This window comes from Aeromicrobium changchenzhani (assembly GCF_057586615.1).
Window position 1 is genome coordinate 706,870 of sequence record NZ_CM172480.1, and the last position, 20,047, is coordinate 726,916.

The following is a 20,047-nucleotide window of genomic DNA, read 5'->3' on the forward strand; positions in this document are numbered from 1 at the left end:
TCATGCCTATGCCGCAACAACTTGCTGTCCGTAATGCGATTATCGCCGAACCTGGCTCGACCCTTCTGGCCTTGGATTTCGACGGCACGCTGGCGCACATTGTCGATGATCCGACGCAGGCGTATGCCCATGAGCGCGCGGTTGAGGCACTCGGCCGATTGGGCAAACAGCTCGGCTACCTTGCGATCATCACCGGACGACCGGTCGAGCAGGCCCTTCAACTCGGCGGCTTTGCCGGGCGTGACGGATTGGAACGGCTGCAGATTTTTGGTCAGTACGGGCTTGAACACTGGGACGCCAGTTCCGGCACCGTGGTCAAGCCGCCCCGGCCTGATGTCATGGCCGAACTTGCCAGCGCGCTCCCTGTCTGGTTGGCCGACCACGAGGCTGCCGACGTACGAATCGAGGACAAGGGCCTTGCGATCGCTCTGCATACGCGCGGTCTCGACCCGGCCGTGCTGAATCGGTTATCGCCGGAGTTAGCGGCGCTGGCGGCGCATTTCGGTCTTGACCTCGAACCGGGGCGGCAGGTCGTTGAATTGCGTACGGCAGTGATCGACAAGGGTGATGTGTTGCGCCAGCTGGTTGTGTCGACAGGCGCCCGGCACGTCATCTTCGGCGGCGATGATCTCGGTGATCTGCCGGCGTTCCGCGCTGTTCGTGAGCTCGAAGACAGCGGCATCACCGGTTTGCTGCTGTGCTCGGCCTCGGGTGAGCAAGATGCGCTGATCGACCTGGCCGACATTGTCCTCGACGGGCCAGATGCCGTAGCCGTGTGGCTTGAGACCCTGGCCGATGAGCTTTAAATAGCGCCAAACGCCGCTTACGTCATAACGATTGAGGCCTATGGCCCGATGTCCACAGGGTTGAGACTTAGGGGTTTCGGTTCGGCTGAATCGTCGACACGATGAGAGTATGTCGGCCCGGATCCTACGCACCGTGCGCGAATTGGCTCATGCTCAGAGTGGCGTGGTCTCACGGCGCCAGGTCCTAGCCGCCGGTATGACCCGCTGGCAGATCCTGGCCCAACTCAATGCCGGCCGATGGAAGGCGCACGGCCGCCAGACGATCGCCGCGCACACCGGGGATCTCGATGCGGCCGCGATGCGCTGGTTTGCTGTCTTTGAGGCCGGGCCGCGTTCTGCTATCGACGGGGACAGCGCGTTGGTTGCGGCTGGTCTGGTCGGGTGGACGGCTGACCTGATCTGCGTATCGGTGCCACGCGGGGCTCCGGCCGTGCGGCGCAACCGACTCATGGTTCGACAGACGCGGCGGCTCCACCGCGATGACATTATCGGTGCAGGTGTTCCGCGCGTCCGGCCACCGGTCGCTGCGGTCAGAGCAGCACTGTGGGCGCGGAGCGATCGGCAGGCGGCAACAATCCTGGCGATGACGGTTCAGCAGCGCATCACGACCGCCGAATCGATCGGCGTCGCCTTGTTGGCGGTCAAGCGTCACAAGCGATTGAAAATGTTGCGCGCTGTGATCCTCGATCTGATGGGCGGCAGCGAGTCGCTTGGGGAGTTGGATTTCCTACGACTCTGTCGACGTAATGGCTTGCCGACACCAGATCGTCAAGTGATCAGGAAGGGCTCATCGGGAAGCTATTACCTCGACGTCTATTGGCTGGCATTTCGGCTGGTCGTCGAAATCGACGGGATTCACCACCTGTCGGCCGGGGCGGTCGTGGCCGATGCCATACGGCACAACGACATCACGCTCGATGCCGATGTGGTGCTCCGGATCCCGCTGCTCGGGATGCGCGTCGCCGAAGCTGAGTTCATGCGTCAGATCCGGCAAGGGCTTACAGCCGGCGGTTGGCGATCGTCGCTTGCGTCATAACGATTGAGGCCTATGGCCCTCGTTCTTTATGACGTAAGCGAGGGTGACCACGATGTGGACCGTGCAGATGCATCGTGAGACGACGGCTAATGTTGATCTTGCTCATCACGAGGGGTAGAGGGATACGGCCCGCTGAAACCCCAGCAACCAGTCCGAGACCACATGTTTCGGACAGCAGGTGCTAATTCCGTCCCGGACGATCGTCGATCCGGGGAAGATGACGAGGAGGCTTCGTGAGCATCAACACCACAGAACGCACATCGACCAAGTCCGCACCACGCACAGGCGCTTTCGGCAATGCCCGGTCACTTGTCTGTCGGGCCTGCGGAGCGCAGCAGCCGCTCGGCGCCTTTTATGCCTGTCTGGAGTGTTTCGGCCCGCTCGAGGTCGCGTACGACTTCCCGACCATTACGCGCGAACAGATCGAAGCTGGGCCGAAGAGCATTTGGCGTTACCAGCCGCTGCTCCCTGTCGCGGCCGACGTCGGGAGCATCCCCAACACTGACCCCGGCTTCACCCGGCTGGTCAAGGCCGACAATCTGGCCAAAGCGCTTGGGATGAAGAGTCTCTGGGTCAAGGACGACACCGGCAACCCGACCCACTCATTCAAAGACCGGGTAGTCGCGGTCGCACTCGCCGCCGCCCGTGAGCTCGGCTTCACAGTGCTGGCTTGCCCGTCGACCGGCAACCTTGCCAACGCGGTCGCTGCCGCCGCAGCCCGCGCCGGCATCCGCAGCGTGGTGTTTGTGCCGGAGAATCTCGAACCGGCAAAAATCATCACGACGGCCGTCTATGGCGGCACCCTCGTCGCGGTGCAAGGCAACTACGACGACGTCAACAAGCTTGCAAGCGAGATTGCTGGCGAACAGCCCGACTGGGCCTTCGTCAACGTTAATGTTCGGCCCTATTACGCGGAGGGCTCCAAGACGCTCGCCTATGAGACCGCCGAACAGCTCGGCTGGCGGATCCCGGCCCAGATCGTTATTCCAGTGGCTTCGGGCAGCCAGTTGACCAAAGTCGACAAGGGTTTTGGCGAGCTTGCTGAGCTCGGTCTGGTCGAAGCAAGTCCCTACAAGATCTTCGGCGCCCAAGCCACGGGTTGCTCGCCGGTGGCGGCAGCGTTCCGTGCGGGCTCCGATGTCGTACGGCCGGTTAAACCTGACACGATCGCCAAATCGCTTGCGATCGGCAATCCGGCCGACGGCCCGTACGTCCTCGACACTTGCCGACGTACCGGGGGAGCAGTCGAGGACGTCAGCGATGACGAAGTGCGCGACGGGATTCAGTTGCTCGCCCGGACCGAAGGCATTTTTGCTGAAACCGCGGGTGGCGTCACCGTCGCCAATCTTAAGAAACTCCTCGCTACGGGCCAACTCGATCCGGCGGCTGAGACGGTCATCTTCAACACCGGTGATGGCCTCAAGACACTTGATGCGATCTCGGGACGGGTGGGACCGACCGCCAATATCCCGCCCACCTACGATGCCTTCGTCGCCGCTGGCATCACGGCCTGAGCAGCCCGATTGAGTGTCGTAGTCCGCATCCCGGCGGTTGCCGGGGGCTGACGCCGAGAACCGACCGGGGTATAAGATCGAGATCAGCACGGTGGCCCGGGCCGGGGGTCGCCAGGAGCGCGCAGGAGTAATACATGGTGCAAGGCACCGTCAAATGGTTCAACGCTGACAAGGGCTACGGCTTCATCGAAGTCGAAGGCGAGGATGATGTCTTCGTCCACTGGTCGAAGATCAAGACCGAGGGCTACAAGACTCTTGACGACGGACAAAGCGTCCAGCTCGAGGTGATCGACGGGCCGAAGGGGCGCGAAGCGCAGGACGTCGTGTGACCCAAGACCGACGCTCAACAACTTTGAGCTGATCTTGCTGGCGTCCAAGGCGAACGTATGGTCGGGACATTCGGCCACGACCGCCCAGATTTCCAGTAGCATCGCGGCACAGGAAGCCCCGAGCTCAAAGGCAAAAATACTCACATGACCCCGGTCGGAGAACAACTGCTCGCCAACCATGCGGTGCTGCTCGCGATTCCGGCGTTCATTCCCGTCATCGTGGTCGTCGGGGTCGTCCTCTACATCGCCCGCAAGGATCGGCTCGATGAAGCACGCGAACAACCTGAGGCCGATTCGACGACCGAGGAGAATCAATGAAACGACTTGTTTTGGCCGCAGTAATGGTCCTCGCGCTCGCTGGCTGTGGCTCAACCGAGAAGATGTCGAACTCGCCGAGCGCGCCGCCCAAAGTGGTCAAGATCGTGATCAAAGATGGTGCAGTGACACCCCAGGGCAAGCGGATCAACGTTGAGGTCGGCCAGAACGTCACTTTGAATGTGACAAGTGATGCCGATGATGAGGTTCACGTCCACTCGACGCCCGAGCACGAGTTCGAGATTAAAGCAGGCACGGCCAGCAAAGACTTCACCTTCGTCGTCAAAAACCTTGGCCAAATTGCGGTCGAATCGCACCATCTCGAGGTCACAATTCTGCAGCTTGTCGTTCGCAAGTGAAGCTGCCCGCCGGGGACGATGAGCTCCTCGCGCATGGGCTGAGTGGCGCGACGGATCTGCCGATCCCGTTCGTATATGCGATGGTCGGCGCGACCTGGGCGCTGACGATCTCCTTCGCCGTACTCGCCTTGGCTTGGAAGGAACCCCGCTTCGGCGGGGAGCCAGACCCTGCACCCGAGCCGCCGCGTCGGCAGTGGTTGGCCGCGATCGGGGGCATTCTGGTTCTCTATACCCTCGTCGCGCTGTATGCCGGGCCGTCAACCAGCGCGAACGGCGGGCTCGGAGCGTTCTACGTCCTGATGTGGGTCGGGCTCGTGCCACTGGCACTGCTGTTCGGGCACGTGTGGCGGGATCTGTCGCCATGGCGGAGCCTCCAAGCGGTGTTCGGGCGGGTCGCCGGTCGACCGAATGGGTTTATCCCTTATCCGGCACGACTTGGCTACTGGCCGGCCGCAGTCGGGCTATTCGCCTTCGTTTGGCTGGAGCTTGCATCACCTGATCCGGGTTCGGTGTCGGCCGTACGCATCTGGGTGAGCGCATATGCGGCGGCCATGGTCGCCGGTGGCATGGTGTTCGGACCACGATGGTTCGATCGCGCCGATCCATTCGATGTCTACAGCGCTATCGTCGCCCGGCTGTCACCATTTGTGCGCGACGGCCGGTGGCAGCTGCACAATCCGCTTCGGTCGTTACCGTCAATTCCAGTTGATCGTGGACTGATTGCCGTACTCGCCACGTTATTGGGCTCAACCGCATACGACAGCTTCTCCGCGTCGGCGTTCTGGCAATCCAAGACGCTGTCAGGTTGGGTGCATTCGCTGACGCTCTTGTTGTTCGTTGGCGTCGTTGCCGGCTTGTTTGTGCTGGCGGCGCGATCGACCGGCGGGATGTCAGCGACGGAGCGCGCGCAATTGCCGGGTCTGATGGCGCATTCGCTCGTGCCGATTGTGGTTGGCTACATCTTTGCCCACTACCTGACCTACCTTGTCGAGAAGGGGCAAGCCACAGTTATCGCGCTCGGCGACCCCTTCGGACGTGGGTGGTATCCATTCGGCGATGCTGCGCCTGACCTCTGGCTGTCAAATCATTCGGGGATTCTTGCCGCGCTGAAAGTTGGCTTTGTGTTGGCCGGTCACGTAGTTGCAGTGATCGCCGCGCATGACCGAGCTCTGGTTCTGCTGCCGCGTGAACATCGACTCAGCGGACAGTTAGCAATGTTGCTGCTCATGGTGGGCTACACATTCACCGGCTTGTTCCTGCTGTTTTCGGTATGAGCCGGTTGTTGGCGCACTTGCACTCTCGCACCCCGAGTGCCAATATTTGATTAGCACTCGTAGTATGAGAGTGCTAGACAGCACCTTTAAAACACTGATCGGAACGATGAGGTTGTGTGCCGAGGCGAGAAGGGTTCGCCGAAGGCTTCAGCCGTCCGTCGCGGGCATCGCCCGATCGTCCAACTTCGACGCGAACGCGGAGAATCCCAAAACATGGCAAAACTTATTGCTTTTAATGAGGAAGCCCGTCGCGGCCTCGAGCGGGGTATGAACCAACTCGCCGATGCCGTCAAGGTCACCCTCGGCCCCAAGGGCCGAAATGTCGTCTTGGAGAAGAAGTGGGGAGCCCCCACGATCACCAATGACGGCGTCAGCATCGCCAAAGAAATCGAACTCGAAGACCCGTACGAGCGCATCGGCGCCGAACTGGTCAAGGAAGTCGCCAAGAAGACCGATGACGTTGCCGGTGACGGCACGACGACCGCCACGGTTCTCGCCCAGGCACTCGTACGCGAAGGCCTGCGCAATGTGGCTGCCGGCGCTAACCCGATGTCGCTCAAAAAGGGCATCGAAGCAGCGGTTTCGGCCATCAGCGAGCAGCTGCTTGCCTCGGCCAAGGACATCGAGACCAAGGAGCAGATTGCTTCGACCGCCTCGATTTCGGCCGCTGATCCCACGGTCGGCGAGATCATCGCCGAAGCCATGGACAAGGTTGGCAAGGAAGGCGTCATCACCGTCGAGGAGTCGAATACGTTCGGCATCGAGCTTGAGCTCACCGAGGGTATGCGTTTCGACAAGGGCTACATCTCGCCGTACTTCTGGACCGATCCAGAGCGTATGGAAGCAGTCCTCGAAGATCCTTACATCCTGATCGTCAACTCCAAGATCAGCAGCATCAAGGATCTTGTCCCCGTTCTCGAGAAGGTCATGCAGTCGGGCAAGTCGCTCGTCATCATCGCCGAGGACCTCGAGGGTGAAGCACTCGCAACACTGATCGTCAACAAGGTCAAGGGCACGTTCAAGTCAGTTGCCGTCAAGGCTCCGGGCTTCGGCGACCGTCGCAAGGCCATGCTGACCGACATCGCCATCCTCACCGGTGCCGAGGTCATCAGCGAAGAAGTCGGCCTCAGCCTCGAGAACACCGATCTGACTCTCCTCGGCACGGCCCGCAAGGTTGTCGTGACGAAGGATGAGACCACGATCGTCGAGGGTGCAGGAGACGCCGATCAGATCGCCGGACGGGTCAGCCAGATCCGCGCCGAGATCGAGAAGAGTGATTCGGACTACGACACCGAGAAGTTGCAGGAACGTCTGGCCAAGCTGGCCGGAGGCGTTGCTGTCATCAAGGTCGGTGCCGCAACCGAGGTTGAACTCAAGGAGCGCAAGCACCGCATTGAGGACGCTGTCCGCAACGCGAAGGCTGCTGTCGAAGAGGGCATCGTTGCAGGTGGTGGCGTCGCACTCGTGCAGGCGGCTGCCATTGCGTTCGAGAAGCTCGAGCTTGCAGGCGACGAAGCAACCGGTGTGGCAATCGTCCGCTCGGCTATCTCGGCTCCGCTCAAGCAGATCGCGATCAACGCGGGTCTCGAAGGTGGAGTTGTCGCTGAGAAGGTTGCCGGACTCGAAATCGGTTGGGGCCTCAACGCCGCAACCGGCGAGTACGTCGACATGATCGCCGCCGGCATCATTGATCCGGCCAAGGTCACGCGTTCGGCACTGCAGAATGCTGCGTCGATCGCCGCTCTGTTCCTGACTACCGAGGCTGTCGTCGCCGACAAGCCCGAACCGGCTGCGGCCGGCGGTGCTCCGGACATGGGTGACATGGGCGGCATGGGCTTCTAATCCCACGCACCAGCTGAAGTGAGGGCCCCGGATCGCGTCAGCGGACCGGGGCCCCTCTGCATCCCGACCAGTTCCGCCGAGTGGCGCAGATTCGGGGTTTCTTGCCTCCAAAAACCCCGAATTTGTGCCACTCGCTCACGAATTTGCGCCACTCGCGGGGGTGGGGTTGGGGGACTGGTGGGAGAGTTCGCGTATGGGTTCGGCAGTCGGATTGTTGTTGGCGGCAGGAGCAGGTCGCCGGATGGGTATGCCGAAGGCACTCGTCCGGGGAGAGAATGATGTCCCCTGGATCGTGTCCTCGGCCCGTACGCTGATCGCCGGTGGTTGCGCCGACCCGACCGTTGTCATCGGCGCCGAAGCGGACGCGGTACGACCGCTGTTGGCCGGTATGTCGGTCCAGATCATCGAGGCGACCGACTGGGCAACGGGCATGAGCGCCTCGCTGGCCGCCGGACTGAGTGCGATCACCGGCACTGATGCCGACGCCGTCCTGATTCACCTGGTCGACTTGCCCGATGTCGGTGCGGACGTGATCGCGCGGCTGCTGACCCACTCGACACCGGATGTGCTGGCCCGCGCGGCCTATGGGACTGGCCCCGGTCACCCGGTTCTGATCGGCCGTGAGCATTGGGCCGCGATCATCGCTGAATCCGGTGGCGACCGTGGTGCGCGTGGCTATCTCGGCCGGCATGCCCCAGTCGAGATCGATTGCTCTGATCTGTCAACCGGTCGCGACGTCGACACCCCCACACCTATGCTGGAACCATGACTGATGTGAGTGACGCCACAGAGGTCGCCAAGCGGCTGGCCGCGGTGGGCTATCTCGCCGACGAGGGTTTGGCGACGACCACCTATCTTGCGTTGTCGATGGAACGACCATTGCTACTTGAGGGCGAGCCAGGCACTGGCAAGACTGCCCTCGCCGAGGCGTTGGCCGAGTCTTTCGACATTCCGCTGATCCGGCTGCAGTGTTATGAGGGCATCGACTCGACTCAGGCGCTGTATGACTGGGACTTCACCCGGCAGATCCTTCACCTGCGCACCGTCGAGGCGACCGGTTCGAGCGAAGGTACCGATGCGCTCGAGCAATCCCTGTTCGACGAGCGGTTTCTGTTGGCCCGACCGATCCTGCGGGCATTGCAGGAGAGCCCTGCGGTACTCCTGATCGATGAGATCGATCGCGCTGATGACGAGTTCGAGGCATTCCTGTTGGAGGTGCTCTCAACCAATCAGGTGACGATCCCCGAGCTTGGGACGATCACCGCTAAGACAGCGCCGATCGTCATCCTGACCTCGAACCGAACTCGTGAACTTCACGACGCACTCAAACGACGCTGTCTCTATCATTGGATCGATCACCCGGGGTTGGCGCGCGAGATCGAGATCGTCCGTACCCGGCTCCCCGACGTCAGCGCCACGCTCGCCGAACAGGTCGTGACTGTTGTCCAACAATTGCGCGACGGCAATGAAATGCTTAAGCCGCCGGGCGTCGCCGAAACCCTCGACTGGGCGCGCGCGCTGGACCAACTGGGCCGTGAGGATCTGGATCTTGCCTCGGCCGCCGCGACAATCGGCGCAATTTGCAAATATCGGGAGGACACCGAACGCGTCAGGGCCGCACTCGACAAGATGTTGACCACGTGACATGAGCACTGCTGAGCTGAACGCGACCGGAATCTTCCTCGGGTTCACCCATGCCCTCCGGGCGGCGGGCCTCACGATTGGTCCCGATCGGGCGCAGGTGTTCTTAGCTGCGGTGGCCCAGCTCGATGCCGGTCAGCGCCGACAGGTTTACTGGGCTGGCCGATCCACGTTATGCACCGGACCGGATGATTTCGCGCCCTACAACAAAACCTTCGAACGTTGGTTCAGCGGTGAATTGCCGGGCACCGGAGCGCCACCAGCCGCGCAACGGAACATCACCCAGGCGTCGCTGGAAGGCGACGAGGGCGACTCATCTGGCGGCGATGGTGAGGAGCGCAACATCGCGGTGCTGGCCAGCGCGGAGGAGTCCTTGCGGCACCGAGATGTCGCGAGCCTGTCCGCGTCCGAACGGCGTCATCTCGCGCGAATTTTCGCCGGCCTTCAACTTGAAATTCCATTGCGCAGCAGCCGCCGCAAGCGGCCGCATCGCCATGGCGAGATTGACCGCGCGCGTACGATCCGCGACCAACTGCATCGGGCCGGTGAGCCGGGACCATTGCGTCATCGGCGGCCGCAACAGCGGCCGCGACGCATTGTCATGCTGATCGATATTTCCGGTTCGATGGAGTCGTATGCAGACAGTTTACTCCGGCTGGCGCATCGGATTGTCATGGCGGCACCGCATACGACCGAAGTGTTCACGCTCGGCACCAGGCTGACCCGGGTCACGGCCGCGATGCGAGTACGGGATCCGGAGCAGGCGCTGCGCGTCGCCGGTGAGACGGTGCCGGACTGGTCCGGTGGCACCCGGCTCGGCGAGGTTTTGCGTGCCTTCAACGACCGCTGGGGCCAACGTGGCGTCGCACGTGGCGCGGTCGTCGTCATCGCGAGTGACGGGTGGGAGCGCGGTAGCCCCGAGCTCTTGGGCGAACAGGTCCACCGATTGCAACGGCTCGCGCACTGCGTCATCTGGTCGAATCCGCATCGCGGCAAGGCCGGCTACGCCCCGATCCAGGGCGGCATCGTCGCCTCCCTGCCATACGTCGACCAATTGGTCGCAGGCCACTCATTGGCCACTTTCACCGAGTTGTTGGAGTTGATATCCGATGCGTGACATTCTGACCGAATTGGTTGAGTCGTGGGAGAACGGAGAGACGGTCGGGCTGGCAACAGTCGTCCAGGCGATCCGCTCGGCGCCACGGCCACCGGGAGCCTCAATGATGGTGGCGCCCGACGGTTCGGTTGCCGGTTCGGTTTCGGGTGGCTGCGTCGAGGGTGCGGTCTACGAAATGTCAGAGCAATCGGTCGCTGACGGCCTACCGGTCTTGCACCGCTTCGGCTTCAGCGACGATGAAGCATTCGCGGTCGGCCTCACCTGCGGGGGCATCATCGACGTCTTTGTCGAGCCGGTATCGCGACAAACTTTTCCTGACCTCGATGTGATTGCAGCGGATATCACCGCGGGTCGGCCAGTCGCGGTGGCGACCGTGATCGAACACACCGATCCCGAATGGCTGGGGCGCCGGTTGGTCATACGGCCCGATTCAGTCAGCGGGACGCTTGGACTCGAACGCGCCGACCATGCTGTCGGCGACGATGCTCGCGGGCTGCTCGAGTCCGGCAGCACAGCGATTCTGACCTTCGGGACCCAGGGCGAACGGATGGACACCGGTATGCGCGTGTTCGTTGCCTCCTATCAACCCAGGCCGCGGATGCTGGTATTTGGCGCGATCGACTTCGCGGCCGCGGTGGCCAAGCAGGGGCACTTCATCGGCTATCACGTGACGGTCTGCGATGCGCGTCCGGTTTTCACCACGCGAGCGCGCTTCCCGGTCGCCGATGATGTCGTCGTAGCGTGGCCGCATCACTACCTACAGAAAGAAGTTTCTGAGGGCCGCATCGACAACCGAACAGTGATCTGCGTCCTGACCCATGACCCCAAGTTCGATGTGCCGGTGCTTGACATCGCGTTGCGACTCGAAGGCACTACCAAGCCCTTTTACATCGGTGTCATGGGCTCGCGCAAAACTCACGAGGATCGACTCGTGCGGTTGCGGGAAGTTGGGCTGACCGATGAGTATCTGACGCACATGTCCAGCCCGATCGGGCTCGACCTCGGTGGCCGAACACCTGAGGAGACCGCCGTTTCGGTCGCTGCTGAGATCATCGCGCTGCGGTGGGGCGGCACGACGGCACGGTTGGTCGATACCGGCCGTGACGTCCATCAAAGTGGCGGTGGCGACGATGCGGATGCCTTCCCGCCGGAATCGGCCAGCGCGCGGTGAGCACCGCCGAGCGAGAACCTCAGCTGACCCTGATCGAGGGAGTCGTCCTCGGGCTGTTGGTTGAGGCGCCGCGCCACGGCTTCGTGATCGCCAAGGAGCTTGGCGCCGGTGGCTGGCTCGGCAACACGTTCACCGCTCATCGGCCGATGGTCTACCGCGCGATCCGCACGCTTACGGCTAAAGGATTCCTTGCCGACGGCCATATCGAGGTGACGGCCGCAGGTCCTGAGCGAGTTGTGGAGCGCGCCAATGCGAGCGGCCGCGCCGAGTTTTTGCGCTGGCTTGGGACACCACTCCCACACATGCGCGATATCCGTGTCGACTTCTTGGTCAAACTCGCGCTGCATAATCGTCTGGGTATGGACCCCGAGCCGTTGCTCCGGCGCCAGCGCGATGTGTTGGAGCCGATCTACAAATCGCTGCGTACTCCCGATGATCAAGCCGAAGGGTTTGACCGGACACTGGCGCTGTGGCGGGCAGAGAACTCTGAGTCGATTATGCGATTCCTCGACCGATTGACGTCGGAGGGCGGGCACTGAAATCGCGGTCAGTAGTCTCACTGATACTACCTGACCTGCGCAAATGCAACCTGCGTGCAACGTTCGCGACCGTATTGTGACCGGCATCACAGCGGTGTATACCTAGGGTCAGAGCACCTAGAGCGAATGGGAGAAATTCATGGCGGGCACGAGCATTTCGGTACGAGTCGATGATGTCGAATACAGCGATGACGTGGAGCCCCGAATGCTCCTGGTCCAGTATTTGCGTGAACGACTTGGCAAGACCGGCACCCTAATCGGCTGCGACACCAGCAACTGCGGTGCGTGCACGGTCCATGTCGACGGGGTGAGCGTCAAGTCCTGCACGATGCTCGCGGTTCAGGCCGATGGCCACGAGGTCACGACGATCGAAGGGCTTGCCCACGATGGTGAATTGCACCCAATGCAGGCCGCGTTCCACGAATGCCACGCATTGCAGTGCGGCTACTGCACACCGGGCATGATCATGCAGTCGATCGACGTCCTCAACGAGCACCCCGATCCGGACGAGCAGACCATCCGTGAAGGCCTCGAGGGCAATCTCTGCCGATGCACGGGATATCAGAACATCGTCAAGGCCGTGCAGACAGCGGCGAAAGCCTCGAACGAAGCAGGTGTGGCATGACCATCACCGAGAGCAGCCCAGAAATCGGTAGAGCTCGCCGGCGCAAGGAAGATCAACGGCTCATCACCGGCCGCAGCCGTTATACCGGCAACATGACGCCCAGCGGCACGCTACATCTGGCGCTCGTACGCAGCCCGTATGCGCATGCGACGATCACCGCGATCAATGTCGATGCGGCGAAGCGGTCGCCAGGCGTCCTCGCGGTGATGACCGGCAAAGATGTTGCCGAGATCCAGGGCAGCCTGCCCTGCGCTTGGCCAATCACCCCCGATCAGTTGGCGCCACCGCATCCATCGATCGCGGTCGACCACGTGGCGTTCTCCGGCGAAGTGGTGGCCTGCATCATTGCCCGCAGTCCGGCTGCGGCGCGCGATGCCGTCGAACTCGTCGATGTGGATTATGACGAATTGCCGATCGCACTGGACCTCGAAGAAGCCTATGACGACAAGATCCTCGCGCACCCCGAACTCGGTACCAACCGGTCGGCACGATGGATCTTCGATTCGGCCGAGGCGGGCACCGGTGGCGATGCGGTTAAGGCGATCGCCGACGGCGAAGTCGTCATCGAACGGACCTACTACCAACAGCGCGTCATCCCGGCGTTCATGGAGCCGCGTTCGGTGCTTGTCGATCCGACGGGAGACCAGATCACGATGTGGTCGGCCACCCAGATCCCGCACATCCTGCGGCTGATGCTGGCGCTGACGCTCAACCTGCCCGAAGCGAAGGTGCGGGTTATCGCCCCCGATGTCGGCGGCGGTTTTGGCGGCAAACTTCAGGTGACGCCCGAAGAAGTTATTACGATGCTGGCGGCACGCCAGACTGGCAAGCCATGCAAGTACACCGAGACCCGCAGCGAATCACTGATGGCAGCCCACCACGGTCGCGCTCAGGTCCAGCGGCTCAAGCTCTCTGCGACCAAAGATGGCATCCTCACCGGCCTCAGCGTCAACCTGATCGCTGACATGGGCGCCTACCTCGCACTCGTCGGACCGGGTGTCCCGATCCTCGGTGCGTTCATGTATCCCTCGATCTACAAGATCCCGGCCTACCGCTTTGAATGCAACAACGTGTTCACCAACAAGGCCTGGACCGACGCCTATCGCGGGGCTGGTCGGCCCGAGGCGACGTACGCGATCGAGCGGTTGATGGACGATCTGGCATACGAACTCAACATGGACCCGATCGAGTTGCGCGAGAAAAATTGGATCAAGCACGAAGAGTTCCCGTTCACGACCGTGGCTGGGCTTGAATATGACTCGGGCAACTATGAGGCTGCGACCACGAAGGCGCTCGAAATGTTTGGCTACGACGCACTGCGCGCCGAGCAGAAGCAGCGCCGAGACGCTGGCGATCGGGTTCAGCTCGGCATCGGCGTTTCGACGTTCACCGAGATGTGTGGCCTCGCACCATCGCGTGTACTCGGCTCGCTCGACTACGGTGCTGGTGGCTGGGAGTATGCGCAAGTGCGCGTCCTGCCGACCGGCAACGTCGAGGTCGTCACGGGCATCAGCCCACATGGGCAGGGCCACGAGACCTCTTTTAGCCAGATCGTCGCTGACCGATTGGGCGTGCCATACGAGAGCGTCGAGATCCTGCATGGCGACACCCAGGTCGCCCAGAAGGGCATGGACACCTACGGCTCACGCTCGCTCGTTGTCGGTGGCATGGCGATCGTCGCCGCAGCCGACAAGGTCATTGAGAAGGCTCGAACGGTCGCGGCACATCTGATGGAGGCCAATCGTGACGACATTGAATTCGCAGCGGGCACGTTCAGCGTGAAGGGCACTGACAAGGGCATGACGCTGGGCGAGATTTCGCTGGCGACCTTCGCGGCGCACAATCTGCCAGATGGCTTCGAACCGAGCCTCGACTGCGATGCGACGTTCGACCCGGTCAACTTCAACTTCCCGCATGGCACCCACCTAGCGGCGATGGAGATCGACACCGAGACCGGCGAGACGACCGTACGAAAGTATGCGTGCGTCGACGACATCGGCAATGTCATCAATCCGATGTTGGTTGATGGGCAGGTCCATGGCGGTCTGGCGCAGGGCATTTCGCAGGCGCTGTTCGAAGAGGCGATTTACGATGAGTCCGGCACGCTGGTGTCGGGATCATTCGTCGACTATTTGGTGCCGAGCGCACCGGATCTGCCGCATTACGACACCGACCGTACCGAGACGCCATGCACGACCAACGCACTCGGTGTGAAGGGCGTTGGCGAGGCCGGCACGATCGCGTCCACGCCCGCAATCGTCAACGGTGTGGTCGATGCGCTGCGCCACCTCGGGGTCCGCGACGTACGGATGCCATGCTCGCCGTTCCGCGTATGGAGCACCTTGCAGGAGGCCGCGGCGAGCGGTTCCTCAACTGGCGCGGCCGGTGATCCGCCGACTCAGGTACAGCCGACCACGGCGGCACAGGTCGACACAAATACTAGTGGTTCCCTTCCGACAGGAGATGCCTCATGATCCCCACAGCATTCGACTATGCGGCCCCCGCGACGATCGAGGAAGCATTGAATTTGCTGTCCCAGGCCGGCGATGAAGGCAAAATCTTGGCGGGTGGCCAGAGCCTCATCCCGGTGCTCAAACTGCGCCTTGCCGCGCCCGAGCACCTGATCGATCTGGGTAAGATCGACGGGCTGTCCGGGGTGAGTGAGGACGGTGACTTTGTCGTCATCGGCGCAATGACACCGCATCAAGTTGTTGCCAATGATCCACTGGTCGCAAAATATGCCAGCTTGATCAAGAAGGCGACCGATACCGTCGCCGATCCGCAAGTGCGGCATCGCGGGACGTTCGGCGGTGCGCTGGTCCACGCCGATCCTGCGGGTGATCTGCCGGCCCCGGCCTTGGCGCTTGACGCCGAGTTCGTGATCGCTGGCCCGGGGGGCACCCGCACAGTCGCGGCGGCCGATTTCTTCGTTGATTTGTTCACTACCGCGGTGGGGGAGGACGAGATTCTGACCCAAGTCCGCATACCCAAGCGGGAAGGTTGGGGGACGGATTATCAGAAATTCGTCCGCGCGGCTCAGCAGTGGTCGATCGTCGGGGTTGCGGCCGCGATCCGCACCGAAGGTGGCTCGATTGCCGAAGCTCGAATTGGTCTGACCAACATGGGTTCGGTGCCGATTCGTGCGACCGCCGTCGAACAGGCGCTGGTCGGTTGTGCTCTTGACGAAGCGGCGGTGAAGGCCGCGACCCTAAATATCGGTGATGGCACCAATCCGCCCAGCGATCCCAATGGTGATCCGGCCTACCGCCGACATCTTGCTGGTGTACTGGCCGCTCGTGCGGTCATGGCAGCGGGTGCAGCCTGATGGAACTCGTCCACAAGTTCAATGTGCCCTCGTCAATCGATGTCACGTGGGCTGCCTTCAACGATCTTGAGCGGGTCGCACCGTGCTTCCCTGGCGCGACAATCACCTCAATCGAGGGCGATAGCTTCGCTGGTTCGGTCAAGGTCAAACTCGGTCCGATCGCGATGCTCTACAACGGCACCGGCAGTTTCACCGAGCGCGATGAGGCCAATCGTCGGGCCGTCATCGTGGCCAAGGGCAAGGACAAACGTGGCAATGGCACCGCCGGAGCCACGATCGTCGCGGTGCTCACGCCCGACGGTTCGGGCACTGCGGTCGAGGTCACGACCGATCTCGCGATCACCGGCAAACCGGCACAGTTCGGGCGCGGCGTCATACAAGATGTCAGCGATAAGTTGCTGGGGATCTTTGTGGAGTGCATCGCGGGCAAACTGGGATCAGAGGAGCCAGCAGCGCCCGAGGCCGCCGCAGCTGAGGCGGCTGGGACTGGCCTCGCTGCTGACGCCGAACCGGTTGCGGACACCAAGCCCAAGCCTGCGACCGATGGCACTCATGTCAGGGAACCGGCTGTCGAACAACCGTCGCCGCCTCCGCCGCGGCTGGCAAGCGTGCCGGTGGACGCGCCGGACATCAACATGATGCACATCATCGTGCCGTCATTGCTCAAACGGTTTGCATTGCCGATTGTTGGAATTGGCGTGCTCGCGGCAATCATCTGCTGGGTCCGGTCCAAACGCTGACCCGCCGAGTGGCGCACGGATGACAGAATCGGCGCCGGTTTCCGTCATCCATGCGCCACTCGATGTCATCGCTGCGCCACTCGCGGGGTCGGGTCAGCTGCCGATATGAGTGCGTACCTCGAGGAGTTCGGGGAAGAAGGTCAGGTCCAGCGCCTTCTTCAGGAAACTCACGCCGCTTGAGCCGCCAGTGCCGCGCTTGAAGCCGATGATGCGCTCGACCGTTTTCATGTGCCGGAAGCGCCAGAGCTGGAAGCTCTCCTCGACATCGACGAGCTCTTCGCACATCTCGTATGCCGCCCAATGCGAATCCGGGTCGTCATACACGGTCTTGAATGCGGCGACAACGCCGTCATTGCGCGAATACGGCTGGCTGAAATCGCGATCGATGGCCTCGGCCGGTATGGCATAGCCGCGCCGGTCGAGGTAGCGCAAAAACTCCTCATACAGGCTCGGCGCAGCCAGATCGGCGGCCAGCGCCGAGTGCCAGGCTTCGTCGTGCGCGAAGACCTTGAGCATTGAAGCGTTCTTGTTGCCTAGGAGAAATTCGACCGTCCGATACTGCGGCGATTGGAAACCGGAGGCTTTGCCGAGTTGATCGCGGAACTGCGCATACTCGATCGGCGTGAGCGTTTCGAGCACCGACCATTGCTCGAACATTTGGCGTTGGATCGTTTTGACCCGCGCCAGCCTTTTGAGCGCTGGTGGCAGATCATCGGCTGCGATGAGTGCGATCGCTGACCGCAATTCGTGGATCAGCTGTTTGAGCCACAGCTCGGTCACGTGGTGCTGGATGATGAACAGCATTTCGTCGTGATTCTCCGAGACCGGCTGTTGTGCGGACAGCAGGGTGGAGAGTTGGAGATAACTCGCGTAGGTCATCTCGTCGCGTAAATCGGTCGCGACACCGTCTTCAATTGGTCGGTAGGACTCAGTCATTGCTCCACCGTATGTGCCGCAGTCCGCATCGGTTGGCTCAACTCGGCAGATCGACTGCTTCGAGCGCAAACAGCAGGCTGCCGATCGCCGAAGATTTGGCGCCCAGCGCGGCTGGCACGACTTCGACGGTATGCGCGACCGGTTCGAGCGCGTGTCGACGGATTCCGTTGCGTACGCCGTCAAGCAGCAGGTCACCCGCGTCGACCATGTCGCCGCCGATGACGAGAAGTTCGAGCCCGAGAACATTTGCGAGTACCGCGGCGGCGCGACCGAGGTAGCGTCCGGCATCTTCGATCAGACGTTGCGCGCCGATGTCCCCGCCGACCGCCAACGCGATCAATTCGGGGCCACTGAGACCGGCCTGAATCGAAGCGAATTGTTTGGTCAGAGCATCGGCGCCGACGTACGCTTCGAGGCAGCCGCGACTGCCGCACCGGCAGAGCGGGCCATCGTCGTCGATCGTGAGATGGCCAATCTCCCCGGCTGTGCCAAGCCCGCCGCGGAACACCTTGCCGTCCAGCAACAACCCGCAACCGACCCCCGACGAAATTTTCAGATAGGCCATCGACGCGTGGCCGATGCCGGCACCGAGAATTGACTCGGCCAGCGCACCAAGATTCGCGTCATTGTCGACGACCGTGCGAACGCCAAATGCTTGTTTGGCCGAATCGGCCGCGTTGATGCCGACCCAACCAGGCAGGATCGAGCCCGAATCGAGGACGCCCGAAGCGTTGATCGGCGCCGGCAACCCCATACCGATTGCCTTGAGCGCCCTACGGTCACAACCCTCGGCGGTCAACAACGCGTCGAGTAGTTCGCCGGCAAGCTTCAACCCAACCTCGTGGTCGTGTTCGCCAGTGAGTGGTTCGGCGATTGTCGAGATGACCTCGCCGGCTAGATCGCCGAGCGCGATCTGCAGATGGGAGTGGCCGAAATCAACCCCGGCAACGAGGCCTGCGCCGCGCGAAATCTTGATGACGGCGCCGCGGCGACCGGAGCCGCTCTCGAACTCGAGGAATCCCGCAGCCGACAACCCTTTGACGATATTGGACACCGTGGCGGGGGCAAGCTCGGTGCTGCGCGCGATCTCGGCCTGACTCAGTGCGCGCCCCGGGGCAGCACGTAGCGCCTTCACGACACGGCGTTGGTTGGCCGTGCGAAGGGTGGCGGTGGAGCCGGGAGCGGGCATACCGAAACAGTAGAGAGCGCATCGGTAGACGTCAAGACATGTGGGTAAATATCCGAGTAAATACAAATTGATGTCTTTTTACGTTCAACACTTGACGATAAGCTTGTGAGGTACAACACTTGCAAGCAACGATCGGCGCGGGCACCGCGTCGCTGCCACTGGAGGAAATGTGAAGAGAATTACGCGCGTAGCCATTCTGGCTATCGCTGCTGGCACCGGCTTGGCGGCACTCACCGCCTGCGGTTCTAGCAGCAACGACAAGAGTGATTCGGGAACGTCAGCGAACAGCAGCAAAACGATTGCACTGCTCCTGCCCGAAACCAAGACCACTCGCTACGAGGCGTTCGACAAGCCTTTGTTCGAGGCCAAGGTCAAGGAACTTTGCGCCAGCTGCAAGGTCAACTACCTCAACGCCGATCAGGACACCGCGAAGCAGCAGCAGCAGGCACAGTCGGCGATCACCAACGGTGCCTCGGTGCTCGTGCTCGACCCGGTTGACGGCAAAGCCGCCGCTGGCGTCGTCAAGTCGGCTCAGTCCTCGAAGATTCCGGTCATTGCGTATGACCGCTTCGTTGAAGGCGCGGACTACTACCTGTCGTTCAACAATGAGAAGGTCGGCGAACTGCAGGCCACCTCGCTGGTCAAGGCGACTAACGACAAGGGCAAGATCTTGATGCTCAACGGCTCGCCGACCGACCCCAACGCAGCTGACTTCAAGGCTGGTGCGCACAAGGTTCTGGACGCCAGCAACTTGAAGATCGCCGCCGAGTACGACAACCCTGACTGGAGCCCGGAGAACGCACAGAAGTTCACCAGCAGTCAGCTCAACAACATCAGTCCTGCCGACCTTGCCGGCGTCTATGCCGCCAATGATGGCCAGGCCGGTGGCGTTGTCGCCGCGCTCCGCTCCGCTGGCGTCAAGAAGATGCCGCCGATCACGGGTCAGGATGCCGAACTCGCTGGGATCCAGCGCATCGTGTCAGGTGAGCAATACATGACGATCTACAAGTCGATCAACACCGAGGCCAACAAGGCCGCCGAGGTTGCCGTCGACATCGTCAATAAGAAAGACGTGACTGGGACGACTGATTTCAAGGGCGTCAAGTCCTTCATCTTCGATCCGATCGCGGTCACGAAGGACAACATCAAGGACACCGTCGTCAAGGACGGTTTCTACAAGGTCAGCGATATCTGCACCGGTGGCTTCGCCGCCGCTTGCAAGAAGATCGGCCTCAACTAGAACACCCTTGGCCGGATGGGGGCGAGAACGACTCGTCGCCATCCGGCCT

The 20,047-nt window shown here is 62.0% G+C and carries 20 protein-coding genes and 1 riboswitch; of the genes, 18 read left to right on the top strand and 2 right to left on the bottom strand.

Annotated features, from left to right (window positions below):
- Positions 1–8: 8 nt before the first annotated feature.
- The 17 genes from otsB (at position 9) to AC2YB9_RS03755 (ending at position 16,633) form a co-directional block, all read left to right on the top strand.
- On the top strand, positions 9–806 hold the full coding sequence (otsB, locus tag AC2YB9_RS03675) for a trehalose-phosphatase (protein ID WP_487267404.1): 798 nt from the start codon (positions 9–11) through the stop codon (positions 804–806).
- A gap of 109 nt (positions 807–915) precedes the next feature.
- On the top strand, positions 916–1,842 hold the full coding sequence (locus tag AC2YB9_RS03680) for a hypothetical protein (RefSeq protein WP_487267405.1): 927 nt from the start codon (positions 916–918) through the stop codon (positions 1,840–1,842).
- 99 nt (positions 1,843–1,941) lie between these two features.
- A riboswitch (SAM riboswitch) is annotated at positions 1,942–2,066 on the top strand.
- A gap of 9 nt (positions 2,067–2,075) precedes the next feature.
- A complete protein-coding gene (gene thrC, locus AC2YB9_RS03685; RefSeq protein WP_487267406.1) occupies positions 2,076–3,356 on the top strand; it encodes a threonine synthase in 1,281 nt (426 codons plus the stop codon).
- 134 nt (positions 3,357–3,490) lie between these two features.
- Positions 3,491–3,685 carry a cold-shock protein gene (locus AC2YB9_RS03690; protein WP_487267407.1) on the top strand — a complete coding sequence of 65 codons (195 nt, stop codon included), beginning with the start codon at positions 3,491–3,493 and terminating at the stop codon, positions 3,683–3,685.
- A gap of 144 nt (positions 3,686–3,829) precedes the next feature.
- Positions 3,830–4,003, top strand: coding sequence for a hypothetical protein (locus AC2YB9_RS03695; protein ID WP_487267408.1), 174 nt, complete (start codon positions 3,830–3,832; stop codon positions 4,001–4,003).
- Complete coding sequence (locus tag AC2YB9_RS03700; protein WP_487267409.1) at positions 4,000–4,359, top strand: hypothetical protein; 360 nt, start codon at positions 4,000–4,002, stop codon at positions 4,357–4,359. The genes AC2YB9_RS03695 and AC2YB9_RS03700 overlap by 4 nt, the downstream gene beginning before the upstream one ends.
- Positions 4,356–5,633 carry a hypothetical protein gene (locus AC2YB9_RS03705; RefSeq protein WP_487267410.1) on the top strand — a complete coding sequence of 426 codons (1,278 nt, stop codon included), beginning with the start codon at positions 4,356–4,358 and terminating at the stop codon, positions 5,631–5,633. The genes AC2YB9_RS03700 and AC2YB9_RS03705 overlap by 4 nt, the downstream gene beginning before the upstream one ends.
- 213 nt (positions 5,634–5,846) lie before the next feature.
- Positions 5,847–7,475, top strand: a complete 1,629-nt coding sequence (gene groL, locus AC2YB9_RS03710; RefSeq protein ID WP_487267411.1) for a chaperonin GroEL — start codon at positions 5,847–5,849, stop codon at positions 7,473–7,475.
- A gap of 193 nt (positions 7,476–7,668) precedes the next feature.
- Positions 7,669–8,244: a nucleotidyltransferase family protein gene (locus AC2YB9_RS03715; RefSeq protein ID WP_487267412.1), complete on the top strand. Its 576-nt coding sequence runs from the start codon at positions 7,669–7,671 to the stop codon at positions 8,242–8,244.
- Positions 8,241–9,119 (top strand): AAA family ATPase, encoded by an 879-nt coding sequence (locus AC2YB9_RS03720; RefSeq protein WP_487267413.1) that lies wholly within the window; start codon positions 8,241–8,243, stop codon positions 9,117–9,119. The genes AC2YB9_RS03715 and AC2YB9_RS03720 overlap by 4 nt, the downstream gene beginning before the upstream one ends.
- 1 nt (position 9,120) lies before the next feature.
- Entirely contained in the window at positions 9,121–10,233 is a 1,113-nt protein-coding gene (locus tag AC2YB9_RS03725) for a vWA domain-containing protein (protein ID WP_487267414.1), read from the top strand.
- On the top strand, positions 10,226–11,404 hold the full coding sequence (locus tag AC2YB9_RS03730; RefSeq protein ID WP_487267415.1) for an XdhC family protein: 1,179 nt from the start codon (positions 10,226–10,228) through the stop codon (positions 11,402–11,404). The genes AC2YB9_RS03725 and AC2YB9_RS03730 overlap by 8 nt, the downstream gene beginning before the upstream one ends.
- The gene (locus AC2YB9_RS03735; RefSeq protein WP_487267416.1) at positions 11,401–11,943 is read left to right on the top strand and encodes a PadR family transcriptional regulator; all 543 of its coding nucleotides are present in this window, start codon (positions 11,401–11,403) and stop codon (positions 11,941–11,943) included. The genes AC2YB9_RS03730 and AC2YB9_RS03735 overlap by 4 nt, the downstream gene beginning before the upstream one ends.
- Before the next feature lie 139 nt (positions 11,944–12,082).
- A complete protein-coding gene (locus AC2YB9_RS03740; protein WP_487267417.1) occupies positions 12,083–12,568 on the top strand; it encodes a (2Fe-2S)-binding protein in 486 nt (161 codons plus the stop codon).
- A complete protein-coding gene (locus tag AC2YB9_RS03745; protein ID WP_487267418.1) occupies positions 12,565–15,042 on the top strand; it encodes a xanthine dehydrogenase family protein molybdopterin-binding subunit in 2,478 nt (825 codons plus the stop codon). The genes AC2YB9_RS03740 and AC2YB9_RS03745 overlap by 4 nt, the downstream gene beginning before the upstream one ends.
- On the top strand, positions 15,039–15,893 hold the full coding sequence (locus tag AC2YB9_RS03750) for an FAD binding domain-containing protein (protein ID WP_487267419.1): 855 nt from the start codon (positions 15,039–15,041) through the stop codon (positions 15,891–15,893). The genes AC2YB9_RS03745 and AC2YB9_RS03750 overlap by 4 nt, the downstream gene beginning before the upstream one ends.
- Entirely contained in the window at positions 15,893–16,633 is a 741-nt protein-coding gene (locus AC2YB9_RS03755) for an SRPBCC family protein (RefSeq protein WP_487267420.1), read from the top strand. The genes AC2YB9_RS03750 and AC2YB9_RS03755 overlap by 1 nt, the downstream gene beginning before the upstream one ends.
- Before the next feature lie 93 nt (positions 16,634–16,726).
- Here the strand turns inward: AC2YB9_RS03755 and kynA are convergent, their stop codons facing one another.
- Positions 16,727–17,569 carry a tryptophan 2,3-dioxygenase gene (gene kynA, locus AC2YB9_RS03760; RefSeq protein ID WP_487267421.1) on the bottom strand — a complete coding sequence of 281 codons (843 nt, stop codon included), beginning with the start codon at positions 17,567–17,569 and terminating at the stop codon, positions 16,727–16,729.
- A 37-nt stretch (positions 17,570–17,606) separates the two neighbouring features.
- Positions 17,607–18,758: an ROK family transcriptional regulator gene (locus AC2YB9_RS03765; protein WP_487267422.1), complete on the bottom strand. Its 1,152-nt coding sequence runs from the start codon at positions 18,756–18,758 to the stop codon at positions 17,607–17,609.
- Positions 18,759–18,927: 169 nt separating this feature from the next.
- On the opposite strand from AC2YB9_RS03765, the gene AC2YB9_RS03770 reads away from it, so the two are divergent.
- Complete coding sequence (locus AC2YB9_RS03770; RefSeq protein WP_487267423.1) at positions 18,928–19,998, top strand: sugar ABC transporter substrate-binding protein; 1,071 nt, start codon at positions 18,928–18,930, stop codon at positions 19,996–19,998.
- Positions 19,999–20,047 lie beyond the last annotated feature (49 nt).

What these genes read in the sequence shown, in the direction of transcription:
- otsB (WP_487267404.1), top strand. Translation starts at nt 9, where the DNA reads ATGCCGCAACAACTTGCTGTCCGTAATGCGATTATCGCCGAACCTGGC.
- AC2YB9_RS03680 (WP_487267405.1), top strand. Translation starts at nt 916, where the DNA reads ATGTCGGCCCGGATCCTACGCACCGTGCGCGAATTGGCTCATGCTCAG.
- AC2YB9_RS03690 (WP_487267407.1), top strand. Translation starts at nt 3,491, where the DNA reads ATGGTGCAAGGCACCGTCAAATGGTTCAACGCTGACAAGGGCTACGGC.
- AC2YB9_RS03695 (WP_487267408.1), top strand. Translation starts at nt 3,830, where the DNA reads ATGACCCCGGTCGGAGAACAACTGCTCGCCAACCATGCGGTGCTGCTC.
- AC2YB9_RS03700 (WP_487267409.1), top strand. Translation starts at nt 4,000, where the DNA reads ATGAAACGACTTGTTTTGGCCGCAGTAATGGTCCTCGCGCTCGCTGGC.
- groL (WP_487267411.1), top strand. Translation starts at nt 5,847, where the DNA reads ATGGCAAAACTTATTGCTTTTAATGAGGAAGCCCGTCGCGGCCTCGAG.
- AC2YB9_RS03715 (WP_487267412.1), top strand. Translation starts at nt 7,669, where the DNA reads ATGGGTTCGGCAGTCGGATTGTTGTTGGCGGCAGGAGCAGGTCGCCGG.
- AC2YB9_RS03720 (WP_487267413.1), top strand. Translation starts at nt 8,241, where the DNA reads ATGACTGATGTGAGTGACGCCACAGAGGTCGCCAAGCGGCTGGCCGCG.
- AC2YB9_RS03725 (WP_487267414.1), top strand. Translation starts at nt 9,121, where the DNA reads ATGAGCACTGCTGAGCTGAACGCGACCGGAATCTTCCTCGGGTTCACC.
- AC2YB9_RS03730 (WP_487267415.1), top strand. Translation starts at nt 10,226, where the DNA reads ATGCGTGACATTCTGACCGAATTGGTTGAGTCGTGGGAGAACGGAGAG.
- AC2YB9_RS03740 (WP_487267417.1), top strand. Translation starts at nt 12,083, where the DNA reads ATGGCGGGCACGAGCATTTCGGTACGAGTCGATGATGTCGAATACAGC.
- AC2YB9_RS03745 (WP_487267418.1), top strand. Translation starts at nt 12,565, where the DNA reads ATGACCATCACCGAGAGCAGCCCAGAAATCGGTAGAGCTCGCCGGCGC.
- AC2YB9_RS03750 (WP_487267419.1), top strand. Translation starts at nt 15,039, where the DNA reads ATGATCCCCACAGCATTCGACTATGCGGCCCCCGCGACGATCGAGGAA.
- AC2YB9_RS03755 (WP_487267420.1), top strand. Translation starts at nt 15,893, where the DNA reads ATGGAACTCGTCCACAAGTTCAATGTGCCCTCGTCAATCGATGTCACG.
- kynA (WP_487267421.1), bottom strand. Translation starts at nt 17,569, where the DNA reads ATGACTGAGTCCTACCGACCAATTGAAGACGGTGTCGCGACCGATTTA.
- AC2YB9_RS03765 (WP_487267422.1), bottom strand. Translation starts at nt 18,758, where the DNA reads ATGCCCGCTCCCGGCTCCACCGCCACCCTTCGCACGGCCAACCAACGC.